Origin of the sequence: Streptomyces sp. SID14515, from assembly GCF_010548505.1 — a bacterium.
GTDB classification, from domain to species: Bacteria; Actinomycetota; Actinomycetes; order Streptomycetales; family Streptomycetaceae; genus Streptomyces; species Streptomyces caviscabies.
Map to the genome: position 1 here is coordinate 36,366 of NZ_JAAGMH010000045.1, position 24,372 is coordinate 60,737.

The 24,372-nt window shown below is 71.7% G+C and carries 23 protein-coding genes and 1 pseudogene; 14 read left to right on the forward strand and 10 right to left on the reverse strand.

The window, feature by feature from the left end:
• Nucleotides 1-3: 3 nt before the first annotated feature.
• From G3I54_RS09105 to G3I54_RS09115, 3 genes are all read right to left on the reverse strand, one after another.
• Nucleotides 4-1,812, reverse strand: a complete 1,809-nt coding sequence (locus G3I54_RS09105; RefSeq protein WP_343240290.1) for a cellulose synthase catalytic subunit — start codon at nt 1,810-1,812, stop codon at nt 4-6.
• A gap of 172 nt (nt 1,813-1,984) precedes the next feature.
• Nucleotides 1,985-2,278 carry an MTH1187 family thiamine-binding protein gene (locus G3I54_RS09110; RefSeq protein WP_030079249.1) on the reverse strand — a complete coding sequence of 98 codons (294 nt, stop codon included), beginning with the start codon at nt 2,276-2,278 and terminating at the stop codon, nt 1,985-1,987.
• Complete coding sequence (locus G3I54_RS09115) at nt 2,275-2,625, reverse strand: DUF3817 domain-containing protein (RefSeq protein WP_007448011.1); 351 nt, start codon at nt 2,623-2,625, stop codon at nt 2,275-2,277. The genes G3I54_RS09110 and G3I54_RS09115 overlap by 4 nt, the downstream gene beginning before the upstream one ends.
• A gap of 233 nt (nt 2,626-2,858) precedes the next feature.
• Between G3I54_RS09115 and G3I54_RS09120 the strand changes: the two genes are divergently transcribed.
• The 4 genes from G3I54_RS09120 (at nt 2,859) to G3I54_RS09135 (ending at nt 5,525) form a co-directional block, all read left to right on the forward strand.
• A complete protein-coding gene (locus G3I54_RS09120; protein ID WP_164612922.1) occupies nt 2,859-3,491 on the forward strand; it encodes an AIM24 family protein in 633 nt (210 codons plus the stop codon).
• Nucleotides 3,491-4,141, forward strand: coding sequence for an AIM24 family protein (locus G3I54_RS09125; RefSeq protein ID WP_030079255.1), 651 nt, complete (start codon nt 3,491-3,493; stop codon nt 4,139-4,141). The genes G3I54_RS09120 and G3I54_RS09125 overlap by 1 nt, the downstream gene beginning before the upstream one ends.
• The gene (locus tag G3I54_RS09130) at nt 4,138-4,899 is read left to right on the forward strand and encodes an AIM24 family protein (RefSeq protein ID WP_164612878.1); all 762 of its coding nucleotides are present in this window, start codon (nt 4,138-4,140) and stop codon (nt 4,897-4,899) included. The genes G3I54_RS09125 and G3I54_RS09130 overlap by 4 nt, the downstream gene beginning before the upstream one ends.
• Before the next feature lie 149 nt (nt 4,900-5,048).
• The gene (locus G3I54_RS09135) at nt 5,049-5,525 is read left to right on the forward strand and encodes a MarR family transcriptional regulator (protein ID WP_003966219.1); all 477 of its coding nucleotides are present in this window, start codon (nt 5,049-5,051) and stop codon (nt 5,523-5,525) included.
• 47 nt (nt 5,526-5,572) lie between these two features.
• On the opposite strand, the gene G3I54_RS09140 is transcribed toward G3I54_RS09135, so the two are convergent.
• Together G3I54_RS09140 and G3I54_RS09145 are read right to left on the reverse strand one after the other, a co-directional pair.
• Nucleotides 5,573-7,024 carry a sensor histidine kinase gene (locus tag G3I54_RS09140; RefSeq protein ID WP_164612880.1) on the reverse strand — a complete coding sequence of 484 codons (1,452 nt, stop codon included), beginning with the start codon at nt 7,022-7,024 and terminating at the stop codon, nt 5,573-5,575.
• On the reverse strand, nt 7,021-7,683 hold the full coding sequence (locus G3I54_RS09145) for a response regulator transcription factor (RefSeq protein WP_164612882.1): 663 nt from the start codon (nt 7,681-7,683) through the stop codon (nt 7,021-7,023). The genes G3I54_RS09140 and G3I54_RS09145 overlap by 4 nt, the downstream gene beginning before the upstream one ends.
• 129 nt (nt 7,684-7,812) lie before the next feature.
• Between G3I54_RS09145 and G3I54_RS09150 the strand changes: the two genes are divergently transcribed.
• Nucleotides 7,813-8,568, forward strand: coding sequence for a PepSY domain-containing protein (locus G3I54_RS09150; protein ID WP_164612884.1), 756 nt, complete (start codon nt 7,813-7,815; stop codon nt 8,566-8,568).
• Between the two features lie 97 nt (nt 8,569-8,665).
• Here G3I54_RS09150 and meaB read toward each other — a convergent pair whose 3' ends face one another.
• Together meaB and G3I54_RS09160 are read right to left on the reverse strand one after the other, a co-directional pair.
• Nucleotides 8,666-9,634, reverse strand: a complete 969-nt coding sequence (meaB, locus tag G3I54_RS09155; protein WP_343240291.1) for a methylmalonyl Co-A mutase-associated GTPase MeaB — start codon at nt 9,632-9,634, stop codon at nt 8,666-8,668.
• Between the two features lie 34 nt (nt 9,635-9,668).
• A complete protein-coding gene (locus G3I54_RS09160; protein WP_164612924.1) occupies nt 9,669-10,844 on the reverse strand; it encodes an acetyl-CoA C-acetyltransferase in 1,176 nt (391 codons plus the stop codon).
• 164 nt (nt 10,845-11,008) lie between these two features.
• Here G3I54_RS09160 and mce point away from each other — a divergent pair, with 164 nt between their 5' ends.
• From mce to G3I54_RS09195, 7 genes are all read left to right on the forward strand, one after another.
• Nucleotides 11,009-11,437 (forward strand): methylmalonyl-CoA epimerase, encoded by a 429-nt coding sequence (gene mce / locus G3I54_RS09165; RefSeq protein ID WP_164612888.1) that lies wholly within the window; start codon nt 11,009-11,011, stop codon nt 11,435-11,437.
• 210 nt (nt 11,438-11,647) lie between these two features.
• On the forward strand, nt 11,648-15,541 hold the full coding sequence (scy, locus tag G3I54_RS09170) for a polarized growth protein Scy (protein ID WP_164612890.1): 3,894 nt from the start codon (nt 11,648-11,650) through the stop codon (nt 15,539-15,541).
• A 184-nt stretch (nt 15,542-15,725) separates the two neighbouring features.
• Nucleotides 15,726-16,664, forward strand: coding sequence for a cellulose-binding protein (locus G3I54_RS09175; protein ID WP_030079278.1), 939 nt, complete (start codon nt 15,726-15,728; stop codon nt 16,662-16,664).
• Between the two features lie 95 nt (nt 16,665-16,759).
• Complete coding sequence (locus G3I54_RS09180; RefSeq protein ID WP_164612901.1) at nt 16,760-17,755, forward strand: ABC transporter ATP-binding protein; 996 nt, start codon at nt 16,760-16,762, stop codon at nt 17,753-17,755.
• Between the two features lie 5 nt (nt 17,756-17,760).
• Complete coding sequence (locus tag G3I54_RS09185; RefSeq protein ID WP_164612903.1) at nt 17,761-18,540, forward strand: ABC transporter permease; 780 nt, start codon at nt 17,761-17,763, stop codon at nt 18,538-18,540.
• A 139-nt stretch (nt 18,541-18,679) separates the two neighbouring features.
• Complete coding sequence (locus tag G3I54_RS09190; RefSeq protein ID WP_164612905.1) at nt 18,680-19,825, forward strand: ABC transporter ATP-binding protein; 1,146 nt, start codon at nt 18,680-18,682, stop codon at nt 19,823-19,825.
• Nucleotides 19,822-20,670 carry an ABC transporter permease subunit gene (locus tag G3I54_RS09195; RefSeq protein WP_164612907.1) on the forward strand — a complete coding sequence of 283 codons (849 nt, stop codon included), beginning with the start codon at nt 19,822-19,824 and terminating at the stop codon, nt 20,668-20,670. The genes G3I54_RS09190 and G3I54_RS09195 overlap by 4 nt, the downstream gene beginning before the upstream one ends.
• Before the next feature lie 15 nt (nt 20,671-20,685).
• On the opposite strand, the gene G3I54_RS09200 is transcribed toward G3I54_RS09195, so the two are convergent.
• The gene (locus G3I54_RS09200; RefSeq protein ID WP_164612909.1) at nt 20,686-21,015 is read right to left on the reverse strand and encodes an ATP/GTP-binding protein; all 330 of its coding nucleotides are present in this window, start codon (nt 21,013-21,015) and stop codon (nt 20,686-20,688) included.
• Between the two features lie 212 nt (nt 21,016-21,227).
• On the opposite strand from G3I54_RS09200, the gene G3I54_RS09205 reads away from it, so the two are divergent.
• Nucleotides 21,228-22,292, forward strand: a complete 1,065-nt coding sequence (locus G3I54_RS09205) for an LLM class flavin-dependent oxidoreductase (RefSeq protein WP_164612910.1) — start codon at nt 21,228-21,230, stop codon at nt 22,290-22,292.
• Between the two features lie 116 nt (nt 22,293-22,408).
• On the opposite strand, the gene G3I54_RS09210 is transcribed toward G3I54_RS09205, so the two are convergent.
• Complete coding sequence (locus tag G3I54_RS09210) at nt 22,409-22,801, reverse strand: SCO5389 family protein (protein ID WP_006127608.1); 393 nt, start codon at nt 22,799-22,801, stop codon at nt 22,409-22,411.
• Between the two features lie 271 nt (nt 22,802-23,072).
• On the opposite strand from G3I54_RS09210, the gene nucS reads away from it, so the two are divergent.
• Entirely contained in the window at nt 23,073-23,744 is a 672-nt protein-coding gene (gene nucS / locus G3I54_RS09215) for an endonuclease NucS (RefSeq protein WP_030079290.1), read from the forward strand.
• Between the two features lie 65 nt (nt 23,745-23,809).
• Here the strand turns inward: nucS and G3I54_RS09220 are convergent.
• Nucleotides 23,810-24,372, reverse strand: a pseudogene (locus G3I54_RS09220) (ATP-binding protein); the annotation flags it as partial.

Genomic DNA, 24,372 nt, shown 5'->3' on the forward strand with positions numbered 1-24,372 from the left:
GGCTCAGTTCCCTCCTGCGGTGGTGGTGGCGGTGGTGCCGGCGCTCGCCGTGGTGGTCGCGGACGGGGCGGGACCGGTGACGTACGCCGGTTCGGGCGGCGGGGGCGCCGGGACGGGGACGGCGCGCGCGGCCTCGGCGCGCTTGTCCTGCCGGACGGTCCAGGCCCACACGGCGACCGGGGAGAGGGATATCGCCAGGCCCAGCGTCGCCCAGGTCCGCATCGCGACATGCGTGTGGTCCAGGTAGACGGACGCGGCGAGCGAGGACAGCAGGACCGCCGCCCAGAAGAGATGGATACGGAAGGTGAGCAGCCGGTCCGGGGATGCCTGGCCGCCCTTGGGGGTGACGACGAACCGGCCGTCGGTGCGCAGCACGGCCGAGCCGAGCGACTTCAGGTAGATCGGCGCGGAGAGCGCGGACATGGCCATGCCGGCGAGTCCGCCGGAGCCCTCGGGCTCGTGCGGGGAGACGTTGTGCCGCCGGTTCCAGAGGTAGAGCCCGATCTGGAGCGCGGCGGCGTCGCTGTAGAGCATCAGCCAGATGGAGGCGGCGACCTGGGTGCCGGACGCGCCGAACCAGAGGAACAGCACACAGCTCAGGACGCCGAGCAGCCAGTTGACCGCGGTCATCGGGTAGTAGACGAGCATCAGCGTGTAGCTGAGGAGCCGGCCGGGGGGCACCCGGAACAGCGCCTTGCCGTACTGCTTGAACAGCGTCTCGTACGTTCCCCGGGACCAGCGCAGCTGCTGGGTGAAGAAGTCCGTCCAGGAGGCCGGGCCCTCGCCGACGGCGAGCACGTCGGGGGTGTAGACGGAGCGCCAGTAGTGCCCGGTGCGCGGGTTGCGGCGGCGGTGGATCTCGAAGCCGGTGGCCATGTCCTCGGTGATCGAGTCGTACAGGCCGCCGACCTGCCGCAGCGCGGCGATGCGCACGACGTTGTTGGTGCCGACGAACATCGGGGCGCCGTAGCGGTTGCCCGCGCGCTGGATCAGGGCGTGGAAGAGGAACTGCTGCGACTCGGCGGCCTTGGTGACGGCCGAGTCGTAGTTCCCGTAGACCTGCGGCCCGACGACGAAAGCGACGTCCGGGTCGCGGAAGTAGCCCATCATCCGCTCCAGGAAGTTGGGCATCGGAACGTGGTCGGTGTCGACGGAGGCGAAGAAGTCGTAGTCGCCGCCGTGCAGGGCGATCCAGGCGTTGTAGTTGCCGTGCTTCGTCTTCGCCTTGTGGACGCCCTTGTCGCGGTTCCACTCGGGGACGCCGCGCCGGGTGAAGTGGTGGACGCCCAGTTCGGCGCAGAGCATCCGGGCCCCGGGGTCGTCGCCCTCGTCGAGCAGCCAGACGTCCAGCGGACCGGGGTGCTTCAGCTGTACGGCGCCCTTGAGGGTGGCGCGGACCATGGAGAGCGGTTCCTTGCCGGGTACGTACGTGGTCAGGAAGGCGACCCGGGTGCCGGGCTCGGCCGTCACCGGGACCGGGTCCCGCGCGACGAGCGTGGCGTGCGCGATGGACACCACGTTGACCAGCATGAACAGCTCGATCAGGGCGATCGACACCAGCATCACGGTGTCGGCGACGACCAGCCAGCGCTCGCCGTTCTCCCGCTCGGTCCAGTGCGTGGGCCAGACCAGGTAGAGCAGCAGGATGCCGGTGAGCACCGGGGCGAGCGTCATCAGCAGGACAGCTCTTATTCGGTGCTTCTCCGTCGAGAGCAGGCTCTTGTACCGCACCCGGTACCCCGTCGGATCCGGCTCCGTGAGCGGACCCGCGAGCCGGCTGTAGGTGTCGTAGTCGTAGCCCTCCGACCGCACCGTGCCTCCCACTGTCGAACGGGTTGATATCCCCACAGAAGGGGACAGCTAACGGCGTGTCGACTTGGCAGGTCCGAGTGAGCGGTTTTCGGTCCGGGAGCGGAAAAGCCCCCGGCCGTGTGGCGCCGGGGGCTTTTCGGGTGAACGCGGGCCGGGCCCGCGCGACGGTGCGTCAGGAGGCGAGGTGACGCTCCACGGTCTCGACCTTCGAGGTCAGACCGTCGGTGACACCGGGCCGGATGTCGGCCTTCAGTACCAGGGAGACGCGACCCGCGCGGGCCTCGACGGCGGCCACGGCGCGCTTGACGACGTCCATGACCTCGTCCCACTCCCCCTCGATGGAGGTGAACATGGCGTCGGTGCGGTTGGGGAGGCCGGATTCGCGTACGACGCGCACGGCGTCGGCCACGTACTCCCCGACGTCCTCGCCGACACCGAGCGGGGAGACCGAGAACGCGACGATCATGCGCTGACCGTGCCCTCGCGGCGGGCGCGGGCGGCGATGACGCCGTCGGCCTCGTACTGCTTGAGGAGCTTGTCGCCGTAGAGCCCGCCGAAGGGAATCAGCGACAGGACGAAGAAGAGCGCGACGCGCTTGAGCGGCCACTTGGCCTTCATCCAGACGTCGAGCAGGAACACGGCGTAGATCACGAAGAGCACACCGTGGATCATGCCGAGCGGCATCATCAGGAAGTCGATGTCCGAGACCCGGCTGAGGACCGAGCCGAAGAGGATCAGGGCGGGGAAGGACAGCGCCTCGGGAATCGAGATGAGGCGCAGCCGGTGCAGGGCGGAAGCGGTCTTGATGTCCACAGGGGCACCTTCGGTGGGAGGGTCGCGAGGGCTTGTGAACCCAGGCACAAGCCGCCCCCATTGTGGCATCGCGCCGGTACGCCCCCGTCGCCGGGTTCCGCCCCGGCCGCGGGCGGGCGTATCGCCGCATATCAGGGCCGGTCCGGGTGCGCATCAGGGGAGCATCAGGGGCGTAACGGTTCCGGAGACTCTGGCCGGGGTGCGGCGCGGAGGGCTAACGTCGTCGCGTGGCGATGTTCCGACTCCAAGGCAGCAAGACGCTCGCCGTCGATCTGGCCGGCGATTCCGTCAAGGCGAAGAACGGCTCGATGGTCGCGTACGACGGCCGGATGACCTTCAAGAAGATGACCGGCGGCGGTGAGGGGCTCCGCGGCATGGTGACCCGTCGCCTGACCGGTGAGCAGATGACCGTGATGGAGGTGTCCGGGCAGGGCACGTGCTACTTCGCCGACCGGGCGAGCGAGATCAACCTGGTCGCGCTGCACGGCGACAAACTGCACGTGGAGGCGAGCAATCTGCTGGCCACCGACGCCGGACTGCGCACGGGCACCACCTTCACCGGGCTGCGCGGCGGGGCGAGCGGCAACGGCCTGTTCACCACCACGGTGGAGGGCACCGGGCAGGCGGCGATCATGTCGGACGGCGCGGCGGTGCTGCTGCGGGTGTCGCCGCAGTATCCGCTGATGGTGGACCCCGGCGCGTACATCGCCCACCAGGGCCGGCTCCAGCAGAGCTTCCAGTCGGGCGTGAACTTCCGGACGCTGATGGGCGAGGGCTCCGGCGAGGCGTTCCAGATCCGCTTCGAGGGCGATGGACTGGTCTACGTACAGCCGAGCGAGCGCAACACCGTCGGGGGCGATGTCTGATGCCGTTCCGGGAGATCAACTCCAAGATGGTCGAGGCCACGCTCGCCCCGGGCCAGAAGCTGTTCAGCCAGCGCGGCGCGATGCTGGCGTACCGGGGCGAGGTGTCCTTCACCCCGAACATCCAGGGCGGCCAGGGCGGCTTCGCGTCGATGATCGGCCGCCGGGTGGCGGGCGAGGCGACGCCGCTGATGACGGTCGAGGGCTCGGGCACGGTGATGTTCGGCCACGGCGGCCACCACATCCAGGTGATCAACCTGTCCGGCGACACCCTGTACGTGGAGGCCGACCGGCTGCTCGCGTTCGACGGGACGCTCCAGCAGGGCACGATGTTCATGGGCTCGCAGGGCGGGGTCATGGGCATGGTGCGCGGCCAGGTGACCGGCCAGGGCCTGTTCACCACCACCCTCAAGGGGCACGGCGCGGTCGCGGTGATGGCGCACGGCGGGGTCATCGAACTGCCGATCACGCCGGGCCGGGACGTCCACGTCGACCCGCAGGCCTATGTGGCCCACCACGGGGAGGTCCGGAACAAGCTGTCCACGGCGGTCGGCTGGCGGGACATGGTGGGGCGGGGCTCCGGCGAGGCGTTCCAGCTGGAGCTGAGCGGCAGTGGTGCGGTGTACGTCCAGGCGTCGGAGGAGAAGCTGTGAGCACGCCCGTGGTCTTCGATCCGATGACGCTGCCGTCGGACGACAACGTCAACTCCTACACCTTCTGCGTGGAGCTCAAGGGGAGCCGGTGGTTCCTGCAGAAGGGCAAGATGATCGCCTACTACGGGCAGATCCAGTTCGACGGCATCGGGCACGGGCGGTTCGAGCGGCTGGTGCGCTCCAGCTTCCATTCGCCGCTGCACGCGAGCGACTGGGTGGTGGCGGAGGGCAGCGGGAAGATGCTGCTGGCGGACCGGGCCTTCGATGTGAACTCCTTCGACCTGGAGGACGGCAACCTCACCATCCGGTCCGGGAACCTGCTGGCGTACCAGCCGTCGCTTGCGCTGAAGCAGTCGATCGTGCCGGGGTTCGTGACGCTGATCGGTACGGGGAAGTTCGTGGCCGCGTCGAACGGGCCGGTGGTCTTCATGGAGCCGCCGCTGCGGGTGGATCCGCAGGCGCTGGTGGGCTGGGCCGACTGCCCCTCGCCGTGCCACCACTACGACCACGGCTATATGACGGGCGTGATGGGCGGGATCCGGTCGTTCACGGGGATCGGCGGGGCGTCGGGCGAGGAGCACCAGTTCGAGTTCGTCGGGGCGGGCACGGTGCTGTTGCAGTCGAGCGAGGCGCTGATGGCGGAGCAGGCGACGGGTGCGGTGCCGAACGAGCCGGGTGTTCCGGGCGGCGGTCAACCCGGATCCGGCCCGCGCATGCCCGGCCAGCTGGGGGACCTCCAGCGTCGCTTCGGGTTGTGAGCGGTAGTCTGCGGAGTGTGACGTCGAACGTCTGCGCCCAGCCGTCGGTGCTTGCCGACCGGCCTGTCGGCACTCCGGCCGGCCGAGGGTGCCGGTCGTCACACGTCCCCATTTCGTCCGGCTTTCAACTTCTTAGGTAGAATCCATATATGGAGACCGAGACGGCCACCCGCTGGCTGAGCGACACGGAGCAGTGCGCCTGGCGCACCCACCTGGACGTCAGCAGGCTGCTGATGCACCAACTGGAGAAGGACCTCCAGCCGTTCGGCCTGACCATGAACGACTACGAGATCCTGGTCAACCTCTCCGAATCGGACGACCAGCGGATGCGGATGAGCGACCTCGCCGCCGCCACCCTCCAGTCCAAGAGCCGGCTCTCGCACCAGATCACCCGCATGGAGACCGCGGGTCTTGTGCGGCGTACGCACTGCGAGTCGGACCGGCGCGGGCTGTTCGCGGTCCTCACCGAGCACGGCGCGGAGACCATGCGGAAGGTCGCCCCGCACCACGTCGCCTCGGTGCGGCAGCACTTCATGGACCTGCTGTCCCCCGAGGCGCTCGCCGATCTGCACGCGGCGCTGACCCCGATCGCGGAACACCTGCGCGGCAAGCGCGGCAAGCTGTAGCAACCGGGGCCGTCAGGCCGGGCGGGGCAGCCGGGGGGCAGGCCGGATCAGGACGGGCGGGGCAGCCACAGCCGGAAGGCCGCACCGCCCTCGGCCGCCCGGTGCACCGTCAGCGTCCCGCCGTGGCGCGAGGCGACGTCCCGGGCGATGGCGAGGCCCAGACCGGCGCCGCCGTCGTCCCGGCTGCGGGCGTCGTCGAGCCGGACGAACCGCTCGAAGATCCGCTCCCGCTCCTCCTCGGGAACGCCGGCCCCGTCGTCCCGGACCTCCACCCGCGCCCCGCGCCCGTCGGCCGCCACCGACACCGCGACGCTCCCCTCGGCGTGCCGCTGGGCGTTGTCCAGCAGATTGCCGATCACCCGGGACAGCTGCCCGCGCGAGCCGTTCACCTCGAACGCGCCGCCCTCCGGCACCTGGACCGTCACCGGAATCCGGTCCCCGGCACGCTGCGACACCTCCTCCCGGACCAGCGCGCCCAGCTCCACCGTCGCGCTGCCGGGCTTCTCCCCCGCGTCCAGCCGGGCCAGCAGCAGCAGGTCCGCCGCCAGCACCTGGAGCCGTACGGTGTCGGCGACCGCGCCCGGGAGGTCCAGCAGCTCCGGGTGGGCCTCGGCCACCTCCAGCTGGGTGCGCAGCGAGGCGATCGGGGAACGCAGCTCGTGCGAGGCGTCCGCGACGAACCTCCGCTGCCGCTCCACGGACGCCTCCAGGACGGTGAGCGTCTCGTTCGTCGTCCGGGCCAGCCGGGCGATCTCGTCGCGTGAGTCGGGTTCCGGCACCCGGCGGGCCAGGTCCTCGGACGCGGTGATCGCCGCCATCTCGCGGCGGATGCCCTCGACCGGCCGCAGCGCCCGGCGGGTCACCAGCCAGGTCACCCCGGCGACGACCACCAGGAGTAGCGGCAGCCCGGTGAGCATGGCCCCGCGCACGGTGTTCACCGCCTCCTGCTCGGCGGCGAGCGGGGCGCCCGCGTACACGGTGAGGGTGACGCCGTCGGGGGTGGTCGCCTCGACGGCGGCGAAGCGGTAGTCGGCGGTGGTGCGGTCCACGGTGGCGGTGCCGTCGGAGAAGTCCGGGTCGTCGGAGGAGACCTCGCCCCGGCCCGGCCGGCTGCGGTCGTCGTCCTCGTCGTCCCCGTCCCCGTCGTCGTCCTCGCCGGGCGACGGAGTGGCCCCCGCCGAGGCCGAGGGCACCGGGGTGACCCCGGACGCGCCGGTGCCGGTGACGGCCCGCAGGTCCTTGGAGACGATGACGACCCGGCCCTCCTCGTCGGTCACCTGGACCGGGTGGTCCTCCTCGTCGTCCAGCTCCACGTCTTCGTACGGCGTGCCCGTGGCGAGCTGCCCGGCCGCCTCGCGGGCCGCCACCTCCGCCTGGAGGTCCGCCTGGCCGATCAGGTTGGCCCGCAGGACGAGGAGGACGGCGAGCCCGGCCGCGACCAGGGCGACGGCGACGACCAGGGTGGCGCCGAGGGCGGCCCTGGCCCGTACGGACCTCATGCCGCCTCCAGCCGGTAGCCGGCGCCGCGCACCGTACGGATCGAGGAGGCGCCCAACTTGCGGCGCAGGGTGGAGATGTAGACCTCGACGATGTTCGGGTCGCCGTCGTAGGCGAAGTCCCAGACGTGCTCCAGGATCTCCGCCTTGCTGACCACCTGCCCGGCGCGCAGGGCGAGTTGCTCCAGCACGGCGAACTCCTTGGCGGTGAGGGCGTATTCGTCCTCGCCGCGGTGGACCCGGCGGGCGGCGGTGTCGATGCGCAGGGACCCGACGGTCAGGACGGGCGCGGCGCTTCCGGCCCCGCGCCGGCGCAGCAGGGCGCGCACCCGGGCGACGAGGACGACGTAGCTGAAGGGCTTGGTCAGATAGTCGTCGGCTCCGGTGTCCAGGCCCTCCGCCTCGTCGTACTCGCCGTCCTTGGCGGTCAGCATGAGGATCGGCACCTCGTGTCCGGCGGCGCGCAGGTTGGAGCAGACGCGGTAGCCGTTCATACCGGGCAGCATGATGTCGAGGATCACCAGGTCGTAGCCGCCCTCGCCCGCCCGGTGCAGCCCCTCCAGACCGTCGTGCACGACATCCACGGCGAAGCCCTCGGCGGTGAGCCCCTTGGCCAGGGACACCGCGAGGCGCTTCTCGTCCTCCACGATCAACAGGCGCATGCGCACAGCCTCGCAAACTCCACCTGAAGAAGCCTTCAGGTGGCTTCAGGTTGCGTTCAGCATCGCCCCGCCAGTGTGGACCCCGTCAACCAGCACAGAACAGCACAGCAGCTCTCGGGGAGGAACCTCATGAAGCGCAACGTCACCATCGCGGCGATCACCGCGGCCGTTCTCATCGGCGGCACCACCGCCGCCACCGTCGCCTTCGCGGACAGCGGCGACGGCGAGCGCACGTCCACCAGGAGCGCGAGCACCGTGAGCCTCGCCGACGACGCGTCCGACGACCGCACGGAAGCCGCTTCCGGCGACCGGGCCCCGGCCGCCGCGAAGAACACCCGGATCACCCTCGACCAGGCCGTCGCCGCCGCCCTGAAGAGCGTCCCGGGCACGGTCACCGAGGCCGAGCTGGACCGTGACGACGACGACCACGGCGGCCGGGCGGTCTGGGAACTGGACGTCCGCGGCTCCGACAGGAACTGGCACGACGTGACGGTGGACGCCGCCACCGGCAAGGTCCTCAAGACCCGCGACGACGACAACGACGACCGCGACCGCCACGCGCCCCGCTCCTCCGCCGTCACCCTGAACCAGGCGGCGGACGCGGCCCTCAAGACCGCGCCCGGCGCCGTCACGTCGATCGACCTGGACGACGATGACGACGACAACGGCGGCCGGGGCGACGTCCTGCGCTGGGACGTCGACATCACGGGCAAGGACGGCAAGCAGCACGAGCTGCGCGTCGACGCGAAGACCGGCAAGGTCACCGTGGACCGCGACGACGACGGCGACGACCGGGACGACCGCGCGGACGACCGGAACGACGACCGTGACGACCACGGCGACGACCGTGACGACCGCGATGACCGGGACGGCGACGACGACTGACGGGAGCCCGCACCGGGCCCCGTACGGCGAGCAAGCCCGCGAACGCACGAAGGCCCCCGAGGCGGCGCACCGCCGCCCGGGGGCCTTCTCCGTACGCTCAGGAGGCCTCCGTCAGCCCCGCCACCAGCTCGTCCGCCGCCGTGTACGGGTCCAGGCTCCCGGCCACGATGCGCTCGGCCAGGGCGTGCAGGCGGCGGTCGCCGCGCAGGTCGGCGATCTTCTCGCGGAGCGCGGTGACGGCGATCGTCTCGACCTCGTGGGCGGCGCGGGCGGTGCGACGCTCGGCGAGAACGCCGTGCTCCTCCATCCAGGCCCGGTGCTTCTCCAGGGCCTCGACGACCTCGTCCGTGCCCTGGCCCCGGGCCGCGACCGTCTTCACGATCGGGGGGCGCCAGTCGCCGGGGCCCCGGGACTCGCCCAGGCCCAGCATGTGGTTCAGCTCGCGGGCCGTGGCGTCCGCGCCGTCGCGGTCCGCCTTGTTGACCACGTAGACGTCGCCGATCTCCAGGATGCCGGCCTTGGCCGCCTGGATGCCGTCGCCCATGCCCGGGGCGAGCAGCACGACGGAGGTGTCGGCCTGCGACGCGATCTCCACCTCGGACTGGCCGACGCCGACCGTCTCGACGAGGACCACGTCGCAGCCCGCCGCGTCCAGCACCCGGATGGCCTGCGGCGCGGACCAGGCGAGGCCGCCGAGGTGGCCCCGGGTCGCCATGGAGCGGATGTAGACGCCCGGGTCGGAGACATGGTCCGCCATCCGGATCCGGTCGCCCAGCAGCGCGCCGCCGGAGAACGGCGAGGACGGGTCGACGGCGAGGACGCCGACCCGTTTGCCCGCCCGGCGGTAGGCGGTGACCAGGGCGGAGGTGGAGGTGGACTTGCCGACGCCCGGCGAGCCCGTGAGCCCGACGACGTAGGCGTGGCCGGCCAGCGGCGCCAGCGCGGCCATCACCTCCCGCAGCTGCGGGGACGCCCCCTCCACCAGCGAGATCAGCCGGGCCACCGCACGCGGCCTGCCTGCTCGCGCCTGCTCGACCAGCGTGGGGACGTCCACGTCCACGTTCACCGCTCCGTTCGCCTTGCCTGGTATCCGTACGGTGTTACTTGCCCGGGACGCGGATGATCAGCGCGTCGCCCTGACCGCCGCCACCGCACAGCGCCGCGGCGCCCGTGCCGCCGCCGCGCCGCTTCAGCTCCAGGGCCAGGTGCAGGACGACCCGGGCGCCGGACATCCCGATGGGGTGGCCGAGCGCGATGGCGCCGCCGTTGACGTTGACCTTGTCCGAGGTGACGCCCAGGTCCTTCATGGACTGGACGGCGACGGCGGCGAACGCCTCGTTGATCTCGATGAGGTCGAGGTCCTCGACGGTCAGGCCGTCCTTCTTCAGGGCGTGCCGGATGGCGTTGGAGGGCTGCGACTGGAGGGAGTTGTCGGGTCCTGCGACGTTTCCGTGGGCGCCGATCTCGGCGATCCAGTCGAGGCCCAGCTCCTCGGCCCTGGCCTTGCTCATCACGACGACCGCGGCGGCGCCGTCGGAGATCTGCGAGGAGGTGCCGGCGGTGATCGTGCCGTCCTTGGCGAAGGCGGGGCGCAGCTTGCCGAGGGTCTCCACGGTCGTCTCGGCGCGGATGCCCTCGTCCTTGGCGAAGAGGACCGGGTCGCCCTTGCGCTGCGGGATCTCGACCGGGGTGATCTCCGCCTCGAAGAGGCCGTTCTTCTGGGCGGCGGCGGCCCGCTGGTGGGACAGGGCGCCGATCTCGTCCTGGGCGGCGCGGTCGAGCCCGAGACGCCCGTTGTGCTTCTCGGTGGACTCTCCCATCGGGATGTTCTCGTACGCGTCGGTGAGACCGTCGTACGCCATCGAGTCCAGCATCTCGATCGCGCCGTACTTGTAGCCCTCGCGGGACTTCGGCAGCAGGTGCGGGGCGTTGGTCATGGACTCCTGGCCGCCCGCGACCACCACGTCGAACTCCCCGGCGCGGATGAGCTGGTCGGCCAGCGCGATGGCGTCGAGCCCGGACAGACACACCTTGTTGACGGTGAGCGCGGGGACGTTCATCGGGATGCCGGCCTTGATCGCGGCCTGCCGGGCGGGAATCTGGCCCGCGCCGGCCGTGAGCACCTGGCCCATGATCACGTACTGGACCTGGTCACCGCCGATGCCCGCCCGGTCCAGGGCGGCCTTGATCGCGACGCCGCCGAGCTCGGCGGCGGAGAAGCTCTTCAGGGAGCCGAGGAGACGGCCCATGGGCGTCCGGGCGCCCGCGACGATCACTGAGGTGGTGGTACCGGTCGTTGCTGGCATGGGCACGGCCCCTTGGGATCGGATGTGAACGAGGGTTTACCTGAATGTACTGAGCGGTACCGCGCCCGTCATCCGGCAACCGGTGTGACGGCGCGCACGTTGCGTAACCATGACGGGAGCGCTGCACTGGATCCATGCTGACGCGAATCGACCACATCGGGATCGCCTGTTTCGACCTGGACAAGACGGTTGAGTTCTACCGTGCCACGTACGGGTTCGAGGTGTTCCACTCCGAGATCAACGAGGAGCAGGGCGTCCGGGAGGCGATGCTCAAGATCAACGAGACCTCGGACGGCGGGGCTTCGTACCTCCAGCTGCTGGAGCCGACCCGGGAGGACTCGGCCGTGGGCAAGTGGCTGGCAAAGAACGGGGAGGGCGTGCACCACATCGCCTTCGGTACGGAGGACGTGGACGGGGACGCCGCGGACATCCGCGAGAAGGGCGTCCGCGTGCTGTACGACGAGCCCAAGACGGGGTCGATGGGGTCCCGGATCACGTTCCTGCACCCCAAGGACTGCCACGGTGTGCTGACCGAACTGGTCACGAGCCGGACGGAGCACTGACCACCGCATACCCGGCCCGGTAGAGTGGGCGGTTCCGGGCCGGGGCCGGGTCGGGGCCGTACCGCGTCCTCGTCGTTCGTCTGTTGTCTGTCACCATTCCCCGGGGGGACCGTTCGTCGGCGAGCGGTACTCGTGTGAGCGTTGCGACCAGGGTTGGGGTCTCCCCTGCTCGAACTACGCTGAGAGCTCGGGGAAGGATGGGACCGCGCAGTGCGGGGCTACGAACACCAGGAGAGCCACCGAGCTGAAGACGACCATCTCTCGCGGTTCGAAGCCGAGATGGACCGGCTGAAGACCGACCGGGAGAAGGCCGTCCAGCACGCCGAGGACCTCGGTTACCAGGTCGAGGTCTTGCGTGCCAAGCTGCACGAGGCACGGCGCAATCTCGCGACCCGTCCCGCCTACGACAGCGCGGACATCGGCTACCAGGCCGAGCAGATGCTGCGGAACGCGCAGGTCCAGGCCGAGCAGATGCGCAGCGACGCCGAGCGCGAGCTGCGCGAGGCCCGGGCCCAGACGCAGCGGATCCTGCAGGAGCACGCCGAGCACCAGGCGCGCCTCCAGGCCGAGTTGCACACCGAGGCCGTCCAGCGCAGGCAGCGGCTCGACCAGGAGCTGGCGGAGCGCCGCCAGACCGTCGAGTCGCACGTCAACGAGAACGTCGCCTGGGCCGAACAGCTGCGCGCCCGCACCGAGTCGCAGGCCCGCCGGCTGCTGGAGGAGTCCCGCGCCGAGGCCGAGCAGGCGCTGGCCGCCGCCCGCGACGAGGCCGCCCGGCTGGCGGAGGAGACCCGGCGGCGGACCGGCTCGGAGACCGAGACCGCCCGGGCCGAAGCCGAAGCGATCCTGCTGCGCGCCCGCAAGGACGCCGAGCGCCTGCTCGGGGCCGCCTCCGCCCAGGCGCAGGAGGCCACCAGCCACGCGGAGCAGCTGCGCTCCAGCACCACCGCGGAGACCGACCAGGCCCGCCAGCAGACCGCCGAGCTGAACCGCACCGCCGAGCAGCGTCTCGCGGAGGCCGAGACCCGGCTGCGCGAGTCCCGCCTGGAGGCCGAGAAGGTCCTCTCCGAGGCGAAGGAGGCCGCCGCCAAGCAGCTGGCCGCCGCCGAGTCGCAGAACGAACAGCGCACCCGTACGGCCAAGTCGGAGATCGCCCGGCTGGTCGGCGAGGCCACCAAGAGCACCGAGGCGCTGAAGGAGGAGGCCGAGCAGGCCCTCGTCGACGCCCGGGCCGAGGCGGAGCGGCTGGTCGCCGAGGCGGGCGAGAAGGCCCGTACGGTCGCCGCCGAGGACGCCGCCGCCCAGCTGGCGAAGGCGGCCCGCAGCGCCGAGGAGGTGCTCACCAAGGCCTCCGAGGACGCGAAGTCGACCACGAAGGCGGCGCGCGAGGAGGCCGAGCGGATCCGCCGCGAGGCGGAGGCCGAGGCGGACCGGCTGCGCGGCGAGGCCGCCGAGCAGGCCGACGAGCTCAAGGGCGCGGCCAAGGACGACACCAAGGAGTACCGGGCCAAGACGGTCGAGCTCCAGGAGGAGGCCCGCCGGCTGCGCGGCGAAGCCGAGCAGCTGCGCTCCGAGGCGGTCGCCGAGGGCGAGCGGATCCGGGGCGAGGCCCGCCGCGAGGCGGTCCAGCAGCTGGAGGAGGGCGCCCGCACCGCCGAGGAGCTGCTGACCAAGGCCCGCTCCGACGCGGACGAGCTGCGCACCAAGGCGAACGGCGAGAGCGAGCGGATCCGCACCGAGGCCGCCGAGCGGGCCGCGGCCCTGCGCAAGCAGGCCGAGGAGACGCTGGAGCGCACCCGGACCGAGGCCGACAAGCTGCGGGCCGAGGCCGAGGAGCAGGCGGCGGCCGTCACGGAGGCGGCCGAGCGGGCCGCGGCCGAACTGCGCGAGGAGACCGAGCGCGGTGTCGCCGCCCGGCAGGCCGAGGCCGCCGACGAGCTGACCCGGCTGCACACCGAGGCCGAGTCCCGGCTCGCCGCCGCCGAGGAGGCGCTCGGCGAGGCCCGGACCGAGGCCGAGCGGATCCGCCGCGAGACGAACGAGGAGTCCGAGCGGCTGCGCGCGGAGGCCGCCGAGCGGCTGCGGGCGCTGACCGAGCAGGCCGAGGCGGAGGCCGAGCGGCTGCGCGACGAGGCCGCCGCCGACGCCTCGCAGTCGCGTGCCGAGGGCGAGAACGTCGCCGTACGGCTGCGGAGCGAGGCGGCCGCGGAGGCCGAGCGGCTCAAGTCCGAGGCGCAGGAGAGCGCCGACCGGGTGCGCGCGGAGGCCGCTGCCGCCGCCGAGCGGGTCGCCGCCGAGGCCGCCGAGGCGCTGGACGCCGCCCAGGAGGAGGCGACCCGACGCCGCCGGGAGGCCGAGGAGATCCTCGGTGCGGCCAGGACCGAGGCGGAGCAGGAGCGCGAGCGGGCCCGGGAGCAGAGCGAGGAGCTGCTCGCCTCCGCCCGTAAGCGGGTCGAGGAGGCCCAGGCCGAGGCGCACCGGCTGGTCGAGGAGGCGGACGCCCGGGCGACCGAGCTGGTCTCGGCGGCCGAGCAGACCGCCCAGCAGGTACGGGACTCCGTCTCGGGTCTGCAGGAGCAGGCCGAGGAGGAGATCGCCGGGCTGCGTTCGACGGCGGAGCATGTCGCGGAGCGCACCCGTACCGAGGCGCAGGAGGAGGCGGACCGGGTTCGCGCCGACGCGCACGCGGAGCGGGAGCGGGCCTCCGAGGACGCCGTACGCCTGCGGCAGGAGGCGAACGAGGAGGCGGACCGGCTCCGGCGCGAGGCCCACGAGGAGGCCGAGGCCGCGAAGGCGCTGGCCGAGCGGACGGTCTCCGAGGCGATCAGCGAGTCGGAGCGGCTGCGCGCGGACACCTCCGAGTACAGCCAGCGGATGCGCACCGAGGCGTCCGACGCCCTGGCGTCGGCGGAGCAGGACGCGTCGAAGGCCCGAGCCGAGGCCCGGCAGGACGCCAACCGGATCCGTTCGGAGGCGGCGGCCCAGTCGGACCTGCTGATCGGCGAGTCGACCACCGAGAGCGAGCGCATCCGCAACGAGGCGGCCCAGGCCTCCGAGCAGCTCGTCGTCGAGGCCACCACGGAGGCCAACCGCCGCCGGGCCGAGTCCACCGAGAAGGCGGACCGGATGCTGGCCGAGGCGACCGCCGAGTCCGAGCGGCTGCGCAGTGAGGCGGCCGAGCGGCTGGGTTCCGCGCGGGAGCACGCGGCCCGCACCCACGAGGACGCCGAACGGCTGCGCGCGGAGGCGGAGTCGGCGGCGGAGGAGCTGCGCTCCCAGGCCCGCCAGGAGGCGGACCGGCTGCTGGACGAGGCGCGCGAGGCGGCGGCGAAACGCCGGGCGGACGCGGCCGAGCAGGCGGACCAGCTCATCAACAAGGCGCGGGAAGAGGCACTGCGTACGGCCACCGAGGCCGAGACGCAGTCCGACACGATGGTCGGCGCGGCCCGCAAGGAGGCCCAGCGCATCACCTCGGAGGCGACCGTCGAGGGCAACACCCTGGTGGAGCGCGCCCGGACCGACGCCGACGAACTGCTGGTCGGCGCCCGGCGCGACGCGACCCAGATCCGGGAGCGGGCCGAGGAGCTGCGGGCCCGGCTGGAGAGCGAGATCGAGGAGCTGCACGAGCGGGCCCGCCGGGAGACGTCCGAGCAGATGAAGACCGCGGGCGAGCGCGTCGACAACCTGATGAAGGCGGCGACCGAGCAGCGCGACGAGGCCGAGGCGAAGGCCAAGGAGCTGATGGCGGAGGCCAATTCGGAGGCGAGCAAGGTCCGTATCGCCGCGGTGAAACGGGCCGAGTCGCTGCTGAAGGAGGCCGAGACCAAGAAGGCCGAACTGATCCGCGAGGCGGAGAAGCTGCGGGCCGACGCCGAGGCCGAGGCGAAGGCGACGGTCGACGAGGGCAAACGCGAGCTGGACGTCCTGGTGCGCAGGCGCGAGGACATCAATGCGGAGATCTCCCGTGTCCAGGACGTGCTCGAAGCGTTGGAGTCTTTCGAGACTCCGACCGGGGGCGGGAAACCGGCCGGCGGTTCCGCGGGGGGCGCCAAGGCTCCGGCGGCGGCGGGGACCCGATCGGGGGGCAAGTCGTCCGAGCGGTAGCCGATCCGCGGTGTGCCGTGCTTCGCCATGGACATTCAACCCTTCGAGTGGCAAGCACTCCGGGGGTCAGCCACTCAAAAGGGGTGTCATTCTCCAGATCAAACCGGCATCTGCACGCTGACACGCCGCTATGGCCCCTAGGATTCCCTCTATCACCTCACCGGTCTCATTCGACAGGAACCCCATGAGTGACCCTTCCTCCCCCTTCGGCTTCGAGCTCGTGCGCCGTGGCTACGACCGCGGTCAGGTGGACGACCGCATTACCAAGCTCGTCGCCGACCGTGATAGTGCTCTGGCCCGAATCACCTCTCTGGAAAAGCGCATCGAGGAGCTGCACCTCGAAACGCAGAACGCCCAGGCCCAGGTAAACGACGCGGAGCCGTCGTACGCCGGCCTCGGCGCCCGTGTCGAGAAGATTCTCCGCCTCGCCGAGGAGGAGGCCAAGGACCTGCGCGAGGAGGCCCGTCGCGCGGCCGAGCAGCACCGTGAGCTCGCCGAGTCGGCGGCCCAGCAGGTGCGCAACGACGCCGAGTCGTTCGCCGCCGAGCGCAAGGCGAAGGCCGAGGACGAGGGCGTCCGCATCGTCGAGAAGGCTCAGGGCGAGGCGAACACGCTGCGCTCGGACGCCCAGAAGGACGCCCAGCAGAAGCGCGAGGAGGCCGACGCCCTCTTCGAGGAGACCCGTGCCAAGGCCGCCCAGGCCGCGGCCGACTTCGAGACCAACCTCGCCAAGCGCCGCGAGCAGTCGGAGCGCGACCTCGCGTCCCGTCAGGCCAAGGCCGAGAAGCGTCTCGCCGAGATCGAGCACCGCGCCGAGCAGCTCCGCCTGGAGGCCGAGAAGCTGCGCACGGACGCCGAGCGCCGGGCCCGCCAGACGGTGGAGACCGCCCAGCGCCAGGCCGAGGACATCGTCGCCGACGCCAACGCCAAGGCCGACCGGATCCGCAGCGAATCGGAGCGCGAGCTGGCGGCGCTCACCAACCGCCGCGACTCGATCAACGCGCAGCTGACCAACGTCCGCGAGATGCTGGCCACGCTGACCGGCGCCGCCGTGGCCGCCGCCGGCACCCCGGTGGAGGACGAGCCCGCCACCCGCGGCGTCCCGGCCCAGCAGACCCGCTGACGCCCGCGGCACCGCAGTACCCCGCCGTACCCCCGTGTGCGCCCGGTTCCGCCTTTGTGGTGGCGCCGGGCGCTCGGGCGTTCTAGCGTGTGCGCATGATCGAGCTCGAGGGACTCACCAAACGTTTCGGCAGCAAGGTCGCCGTCGATCATCTGTCGTTTCAGGTCAGGCCGGGCATCGTGACCGGCTTCCTCGGCCCCAACGGGGCGGGCAAGTCCACCACGATGCGGATGATGCTCGATCTCGACCACGCGACCAGCGGTACGGTGCGCATCGACGGCAAGCACTACCGCGAACTCCAGGAACCGCTGAAGTACATCGGGGCGCTCCTCGACGCCAAGGCGATGCACGGCGGCCGCAGCGCGTACAACAACCTGCTGTGCCTGGCGCAGAGCAACCGCATCCCGAGCAGCCGGGTCGACGAGGTGCTCGACATGGTCGGTCTGACCGCGGTGGCGAAGAAGAAGTCCAAGGGGTTCTCCCTCGGCATGGGCCAGCGGCTCGGCATCGCCTCCGCGCTGCTGGGCGACCCCGAGATCCTGATGTTCGACGAGCCGGTCAACGGACTGGACCCGGAGGGCATCCACTGGATCCGCAATCTGATGAAGGCGCTCGCGTCGGAGGGCCGGACGATCTTCGTCTCCTCGCACCTGATGAGCGAAATGGCGCTGACCGCCGACCATTTGATCGTGATCGGCCAGGGCAAGCTGCTCGCCGACACCTCGATGGCGGACTTCATCCACGAGAACTCCCGCAGCTACGCGCGGCTGCGCTCCCCGCAGCAGGAACGGCTGCGCGACGTCCTGCACCAGGAGGGCTTCACCCCGGTCGAGACGGCGGGCGGGGTTCTGGAGATCGACGGCGCGACCACCGAGGAGCTGGGCGAACTGGCGGCCCGGCACCAGGTGGTGCTGCACGAGCTGAGCTCCCAGCGGGCCTCGCTGGAGGAGGCGTTCATGCAGATGACCGCCGGTTCGGTGGAGTACCACGCCCATTCGGAACGCGATCCGGCCGCCGAACCACCCGCGGTGGGCGCGGGCTGGGGCGAGAACTGGAACAAGCCGGGCAGCACCGACACCGAGGGGGAGTGACGACGATGGCATCGGTACCCGCGGTTCTCACCTCGGAGTGGACCAAGATCCGGTCGGTCTCCTCGACCACCTGGACCCTCATTTCCGCGTTCGCCGTCACGGTGGTGATGGGCGCGGCGCTGAGCGCTCTGCTGAACGCCACGTTCGACGACCTCTCCGAGGCCGAGCAGGTCACGTTCGACCCGACGTTCGTCAGCTTCTCCGGGACCATTCTCGGCCAGCTCGCGATGGTCGTGTTCGGGGTGCTCGTGGTCGGCACGGAGTACAGCTCCGGCATGATCCGCACCTCGCTGGCGGCGGTGCCGCAGCGCGCGACGTTCCTCCTCAGCAAGATCACGGTGGCCGGTGTGCTGGCCCTGGTCGTGGGGCTGCTCACCAGCTTCGTCTCGTTCTTCCTGGGCCAGGCCATGCTCGGCGACCGGGGCACCGACATCGGCGCGGAGAACGTACTGCGCGCGGTGGTCGGCGGCGGGCTCTACATGGGGCTGATCGCGATCTTCTCCATGGGGGTGGCGGCGATGCTGCGCAGCTCCATGCTGTCGCTCGGCATCCTGATGCCGTTCTTCTTCCTGGTCTCGCAGATCCTCGCGGCGGTGCCCGGGGCCAAGAGCGTCGCCCGGTACTTCCCGGACCAGGCCGGTTCGAAGATCATGCAGGTCGTCCCGGACGCGATGAACACCGATCCCGCTCCGTACGGTCCGTGGGGAGGGCTCGGGATCATGGTGCTCTGGGTCCTGGCGGCGGTGCTCGGCGGCTTCCTGGTCCTGAAGAACCGGGACGCTTAGGACCCGTAACCGTCCGCTCGCACGCTGTGCGCAACTTGGCCGGAACCGTCAGCGCCTGGTTATCCTCCTAACTCTTACGGGGGTGTGCGGCCGGGTGGCCCGAGCCCCGAACGACAGAGTGAGTCGATGGGGCTGGAGCATGATCGAGGCAGTCGGGCTGACCAAGCGCTACGGCGCGAAGACGGCCGTGGACGACCTTTCCTTCCAGGTGCGGCCGGGGGCCGTCACCGGCTTCCTCGGTCCCAACGGGTCGGGCAAGTCCACGACCATGCGCATGGTCCTCGGCCTGGACCGCCCCACCGCGGGTCACGTCACCATCGGCGGCCACCCCTACCGCAGCCTGCCGAACGCCCCGCGCCAGGTCGGCGCGCTGCTGGACGCCAAGGGCGTGCACGGCGGCCGCACCGCCCGCAACCACCTGCTCTCCCTGGCCCAGCTGGCCGGCATCCCGGCGGCCCGGGTCGACGAGGTCCTCGGCGTCGTCGGCCTCCAGGACGTGGCCAAGCGGCGCACCAGCGGCTTCTCGCTCGGCATGGGGCAGCGGCTCGGCATCGCGGCGGCGCTGCTCGGCGACCCGCAGGTCCTGCTGTTCGACGAGCCGGTCAACGGTCTCGACCCGGAGGGCATCCACTGGGCCCGCAACCTCATGAAGTCGCTGGCCGCCGAGGGACGCACGGTCTTCGTCTCGTCCCACCTGATGAGCGAGATGGCGCTGACCGCCGACCACCTGATCGTGATCGGACGCGGCCGGCTGCTCTCCGACATGAGTGTCACCGACTTCATCTCCGCCAACTCCGCCGACTTCGCGCGGGTCCGGGTGCCGGAGGACGGCCCCGAGGACCGGCAGAAGCTGACGGCCACGCTCATCGAGGCGGGCGGGCGGGTCATGTCGGAGCCGGGCGGGGCGCTGCGGGTCACCGGGCTGCCGCTGCCGAGGATCAGCGAGCTGGCCCACGGCTGCGACGTACGGCTCTGGGAGCTGTCCCCGCACCAGGCGTCGTTGGAGGAGGCCTACATGCGCCTCACGCAGGGCCTGGTGGACTACCGCTCGACGGACGACGCCAAGGCGGGCCTCGTGGAACCGCCGCCCGTGGACGCGTACGGGAATGTCCTCGGCGCCGACGACCTGGCGCACCCGGAGCCGGTGGAGGTGCCGCAGGAGGGCTGGTACGCCCCGCCGCCGCCCGTTCCGGGCCAGGGGCCCGGGAAGCCCGCCCCCGCACCCGCCGCCGAGCCCTCCTCCGCCGTCCCGGCCGAGGAGCAGACCAGCAAGGACCCGAGATGACGTCCCCGGCCACCCCGCAGGACCGCGAGCAGGCGCCGGGAGCGGGCCTGCTGAGCTTCTACGAGTCGCCGATCCCGATCCGGCCCGCCACCCTCGGTGACGCGGTCGCCTCGGAGTGGACCAAGATCCGCTCCGTACGCGCCACGGTCTGGACGCTCGGCGTGATGGTCGTGCTGATGCTGACGATCGGGCTCGGCACCGCGCTGCTGGTCGCGGCGAACGACGGCAACCTCGCGGGCGAGCCCTCCCTGGCGCTCGGCTTCTTCGGGGTGGTGCTGGGCTCGATCTGCGTGATCACGCTCGGGGTGCTGACGATCGGCTCCGAGTACGGCACCGGCATGATCCGTACGACGCTGACGGCGTGCCCGAGCCGGGCGCGGGTGCTCGCGGCGAAGGCGATCGTCTTCTTCTCGCTGACCTTCGTCGTCACGACGGTGACCGCCACGATGGTGGCGGGATCCCAGACCCTGATCCTGGACGGCGCCCCCGCGTCGGCCGACGAGTGGCTGCGCTCCACGCTCGGGGTCGGGCTGTACGTCGCGGCCCTCGGCCTGGTGGCGCTGGGGATCGGCGCGATCGTGCGGCACTCGGCGGGCGCGATCACCATCATGATCGGCGTGGTGCTGCTGCCGTTGGTCCTCGCGCCGTTCATGTTCGCCGAGGATCTGCGGGGGCTCCAGCGCTTCCTCATCGAGTATTCGATCCCCAACCAGCTCGGCGCGCTGTACGGCGCGACGATCACCGAGTCCGGCCCGTCCGGCTGGGAGCCGCTGCTGCTGATGCTGGGCCTGGCCGCCCTGGCGCTGGGCGGGGCGGTCGCGATACTGAACCGGCGCGACGTCTGAGCGCGCCCCGCGTACTCAGTGGCGCGGTGCGTTACGGGACCGCTGCACCCGAGTGGTGCGGCGGTCCTTCGCGTTCCAGCAGGCCTTGTGCCAGTGCCTGCGGTCGTCGATGCCGCCGAACTCGGGCCAGGTCACCAGGTGCGGAACCCCGGAGGGGATCTCCTGGTCGCAGCCGGGGCAGCGGTACCGCTTGCCCTGGGCGCTCGCGCCGCTGACCGGGCGCACCGACCACTCCTCGCCCTGCCAGCTCTCGGTGCCCCCTCCCCCGCCGTACCTCCCGGGCGCCGTGCCGGGGCGTTCGTCGGGACTCTCGCCGCCACGGGGGCGGTTACGGCGCGGGGACACAGGACACCTCACGGGGGCGGGTCGGGCACGATTCGTCCAAGCCTAGAGCCTGGTGCCGGGGGCGGTCGTCGGGTGCCCCGGGCGGTCCGATCCGGCAGTGGGGTGAGTTAGCGGAAAATCGCAACAACTTCGCTCCGGACCGTGCCTTTGGCACGTGTCAGACGTTGTTGCCAGTGGGGGAGAACGCGTCGGCCGCAAGGAGGCAATAGGCGATGCGCATCGGAACGTTCGTTCTGGCAGCCCAGTTCCCGGGACAGGGGCCGGGTGAGGCCCTGCACCGGGCCGTCCGGTCCACCGAGGCCGCGGAGGAGAGCGGCCTCGACTCGGTCTGGGTGGCCGAGCACCACTTCGTGCCGTACGGGGTCTGCCCGTCCGCGACCACGCTGGCCGCGCTGCTGCTGGGCCGCACCCGCAGAATCCGGGTCGGCACCGCGGTCAGCGTGCTGCCCAACCACCACCCGGTCGCGCTCGCCGAGCAGGCCGCGCTGCTGCATCTGACCAGCGGCGGACGGTTCTCGCTCGGGGTGGGCCGGGGCGGTCCGTGGGTGGACCTGGAGGTGTTCGGCGGCGGTCTCGACGCGTACGAGAACGGCTTCCCCGAGGCGCTCGGCCTGGTGCTCGACTGGCTGCGGGAGCCGCGCGTCGCGGGGCGCGGCGAGCGGTTCGGGTTCCGCGAGGTGGCGGTGGTGCCGCGCGCGGACGAGCTGCTGGCGGGGCCGGCCGACGCGGGTCCCGACGCCGGCGGGCCGGGAGCCGCGGGGCCCGAGGTCATCGTGGCGTGCACCTCGCCGAAGAGTGTGCGGCTGGCGGCGCGGCAGGCGCTCCCGATGCTGCTGGGCATGCACTGCGGGGACGAGGAGAAGGCGGAGATGGTCGCCCTGTGGCGTACGGCGGCCCGGGAGGCCGGTCATCCGCCCGAGGTGGTGGCGGGTGCCGCACATGTGTCCGCCGGGGTGGCCCAGATCGCGGACGACGCCGGGGACGCCACGGAGATGCTGGTGAAGACGATGCCGGGCTGGCTGCGCCAGGGGCTCGACGCCCATGTCACGGTCGACGGCAGGCACCGCGTGATGCGGGACCCGGTCGCGTACACGGAGTTGCTGTGCGGGCTGCATCCGGTGGGCCCGCCGCGGCTGGCCGCCGACCGGCTCGCGGCCACCGCCGAGCGGACCGGGATCACGCGCTTCGCCCTGCTGGTGGAGGGGTCGGGCGATCTCGCGGCGACCGAGGAGAACGTGCGGCGGCTGGGCGCCGACGTGCTGCCGCTGCTCACCTGACCTGCGCATGCCGGTGTTCCTCGGTGACATCGGTGGGACATGTGGTGCGGTGGTACGGGAGCTGCCGCCCCGGAGCCAGTTGCACCTCCCGCGGCCCGGGACGGCAGCAGAAGCGTTCAGCAGTCCCGTAGTTCGGGCGACTGGTTGAGCAACTGGCCCCTCACCGAGGTGAACTTGGCCAGTCGGTCGTCGACCGAGGCGTCCAGCGGGAACACCGCGACGCGGTGGCAGTTCTGGAATGCGAGACGCACTCCGAAGTGCCGCTGCAGCGCGCCGCGTATCGCATCACTCGCGAGCGCGCGCAGCAGCTGACCACGTGCCTGCTCGTCCGGCGGCGGCGTCTGGTTGTCGGCGAACTCTCCGCCGTCGACCTTCAGCTGAGCCACCAGCGAGCTGATCATCTCCCATGCGAAGGGCAGGGAGGTCCGGACGCAGTCGACGAAGTCGGCTTCGTCGACCTCGCCTCGCTCGGCCTGTTCCAACAGCGCCGGTGAGACGTCGAGCGACATGGGTTCTCCTCTCGCGACCCCGGAGAGTGGCCGGGGCCTTACGGGCAGGGAAGGGGGCGACGACGCAGCGTGCACGGGCGGCGACCTCCTGCTTCCACGTTAAGCGCGCGGTCGGGGCCGCACCAGGAGATTGGGAACACAACCGGCCAATAACGAAGGGGCGCAAAGAGGGGCAAGCCCGCTGCGCCGCGACGCGACGCGCACCGAGTGACAGCAGGCAACGGATGGGGAAATCGCGTCGGGCCCCCGTCGTCGAGTAGCGTTGCCGACCATGCGTCTCGTCATCGCCCGTTGCTCCGTGGACTACGCGGGCCGGCTCACAGCCCACCTGCCCTCCGCCCCCCGTCTGATCCTGGTGAAGGCGGACGGAAGCGTCTCCATCCACGCCGACGACCGGGCGTACAAACCCCTCAACTGGATGTCTCCGCCGTGCACCCTGAAGGAGGGCGCCGACGGTGACGAAGGCGTCTGGACCGTGGTGAACAAGGCGGGCGAAAAACTGATCATCACGATGGAGGAAGTCCTCCACGACTCCTCGTACGAGCTGGGCGTCGACCCGGGGCTCATCAAGGACGGCGTGGAAGCGCACCTTCAGGAGCTGCTCGCGGACCGGATCGAGATCCTCGGCGAGGGCCACACCCTGATCCGCCGTGAATACCCCACCGCGATCGGGCCGGTGGACATCCTGTGCCGGGACGCGAACGGTCAGACGGTGGCCGTGGAGCTGAAGCGGCGCGGCGACATCGACGGCGTGGAGCAGCTGACGCGCTATCTGGAGCTGCTGAACCGCGACCCGCACCTGGCGCCGGTCCGGGGCGTCTTCGCCGCGCAGGAGATCAAGCCGCAGGCCCGGGTGCTGGCGACGGACCGCGGCATCGGCTGCCTGGTCCTGGACTACGACGCGATGCGGGGCATCGAGGACGACAAGCTGCGACTGTTCTGACCGACCGTCCGGCACGGAACGACCGAAGCCGGGTGTCCCCCACGGGGACACCCGGCTTCCGTGTGTCAGACCGCCGCCTCGGTGGGCTCGTCGCTCTCCGCCGGGGCGTCGACGCTCGCGCTCGCACTGGCCGACTCGACGGGGCCGCTGGCGGAGGAGGAGCCCTGCGGCGGCTCCGGCGGCTCGTCGGTGGGCGTCTCGGTCGGCGGCGTCGTCGGCGTCTCGGTGGGCGGCGTCGTCGGCGGTGTGGTGGGCGGAGTCGTCGGCGGCTTGGTGGGCTTGGTCGGCTTTCCGCTCGGCGAGGGCTCGCCCGGCGAACTGCTGCCCCCGTCGTCCGTCGGATCGCCCGTCCCCGGCGACGTACCACCGGTGGTGGAGGCGCTCGGCGACGGCGAGCCGGACGTGCTGGGGCTCGCCGAGCCCGAGGGGCCGGGGGTCGCGGAGGTCTCGCCGCCGGTCGTGTCCCCGGCCGGGGCGGTGCCCTCGTCCGGCTCGTCCGCGGGCAGACCGTCGTCGGTGGCGTCCTCGGTGGCCGTCTGCTCGGTGGTGACGTTGCGGCTGTCCGGCTCGTCGCCGTCGCCCGCGGTGACGCCGAGCGTGACGACGGTGCCGAGCACCGCGATCAGCA

Excerpts from the sequence above, each read along its gene's own strand:
- G3I54_RS09175 (WP_030079278.1), top strand. The coding sequence starts at position 15,726 with ATGAGTGACCCTTCCTCCCCCTTCGGCTTCGAGCTCGTGCGCCGTGGC.
- G3I54_RS09120 (WP_164612922.1), top strand. The coding sequence starts at position 2,859 with ATGTTCCGACTCCAAGGCAGCAAGACGCTCGCCGTCGATCTGGCCGGC.
- G3I54_RS09195 (WP_164612907.1), top strand. The coding sequence starts at position 19,822 with ATGACGTCCCCGGCCACCCCGCAGGACCGCGAGCAGGCGCCGGGAGCG.
- G3I54_RS09185 (WP_164612903.1), top strand. The coding sequence starts at position 17,761 with ATGGCATCGGTACCCGCGGTTCTCACCTCGGAGTGGACCAAGATCCGG.
- G3I54_RS09135 (WP_003966219.1), top strand. The coding sequence starts at position 5,049 with ATGGAGACCGAGACGGCCACCCGCTGGCTGAGCGACACGGAGCAGTGC.
- G3I54_RS09125 (WP_030079255.1), top strand. The coding sequence starts at position 3,491 with ATGCCGTTCCGGGAGATCAACTCCAAGATGGTCGAGGCCACGCTCGCC.
- G3I54_RS09210 (WP_006127608.1), bottom strand. The coding sequence starts at position 22,801 with ATGTCGCTCGACGTCTCACCGGCGCTGTTGGAACAGGCCGAGCGAGGC.
- G3I54_RS09190 (WP_164612905.1), top strand. The coding sequence starts at position 18,680 with ATGATCGAGGCAGTCGGGCTGACCAAGCGCTACGGCGCGAAGACGGCC.
- G3I54_RS09150 (WP_164612884.1), top strand. The coding sequence starts at position 7,813 with ATGAAGCGCAACGTCACCATCGCGGCGATCACCGCGGCCGTTCTCATC.
- G3I54_RS09205 (WP_164612910.1), top strand. The coding sequence starts at position 21,228 with ATGCGCATCGGAACGTTCGTTCTGGCAGCCCAGTTCCCGGGACAGGGG.
- G3I54_RS09110 (WP_030079249.1), bottom strand. The coding sequence starts at position 2,278 with ATGATCGTCGCGTTCTCGGTCTCCCCGCTCGGTGTCGGCGAGGACGTC.
- G3I54_RS09140 (WP_164612880.1), bottom strand. The coding sequence starts at position 7,024 with ATGAGGTCCGTACGGGCCAGGGCCGCCCTCGGCGCCACCCTGGTCGTC.
- G3I54_RS09180 (WP_164612901.1), top strand. The coding sequence starts at position 16,760 with ATGATCGAGCTCGAGGGACTCACCAAACGTTTCGGCAGCAAGGTCGCC.
- nucS (WP_030079290.1), top strand. The coding sequence starts at position 23,073 with ATGCGTCTCGTCATCGCCCGTTGCTCCGTGGACTACGCGGGCCGGCTC.
- mce (WP_164612888.1), top strand. The coding sequence starts at position 11,009 with ATGCTGACGCGAATCGACCACATCGGGATCGCCTGTTTCGACCTGGAC.
- G3I54_RS09145 (WP_164612882.1), bottom strand. The coding sequence starts at position 7,683 with ATGCGCCTGTTGATCGTGGAGGACGAGAAGCGCCTCGCGGTGTCCCTG.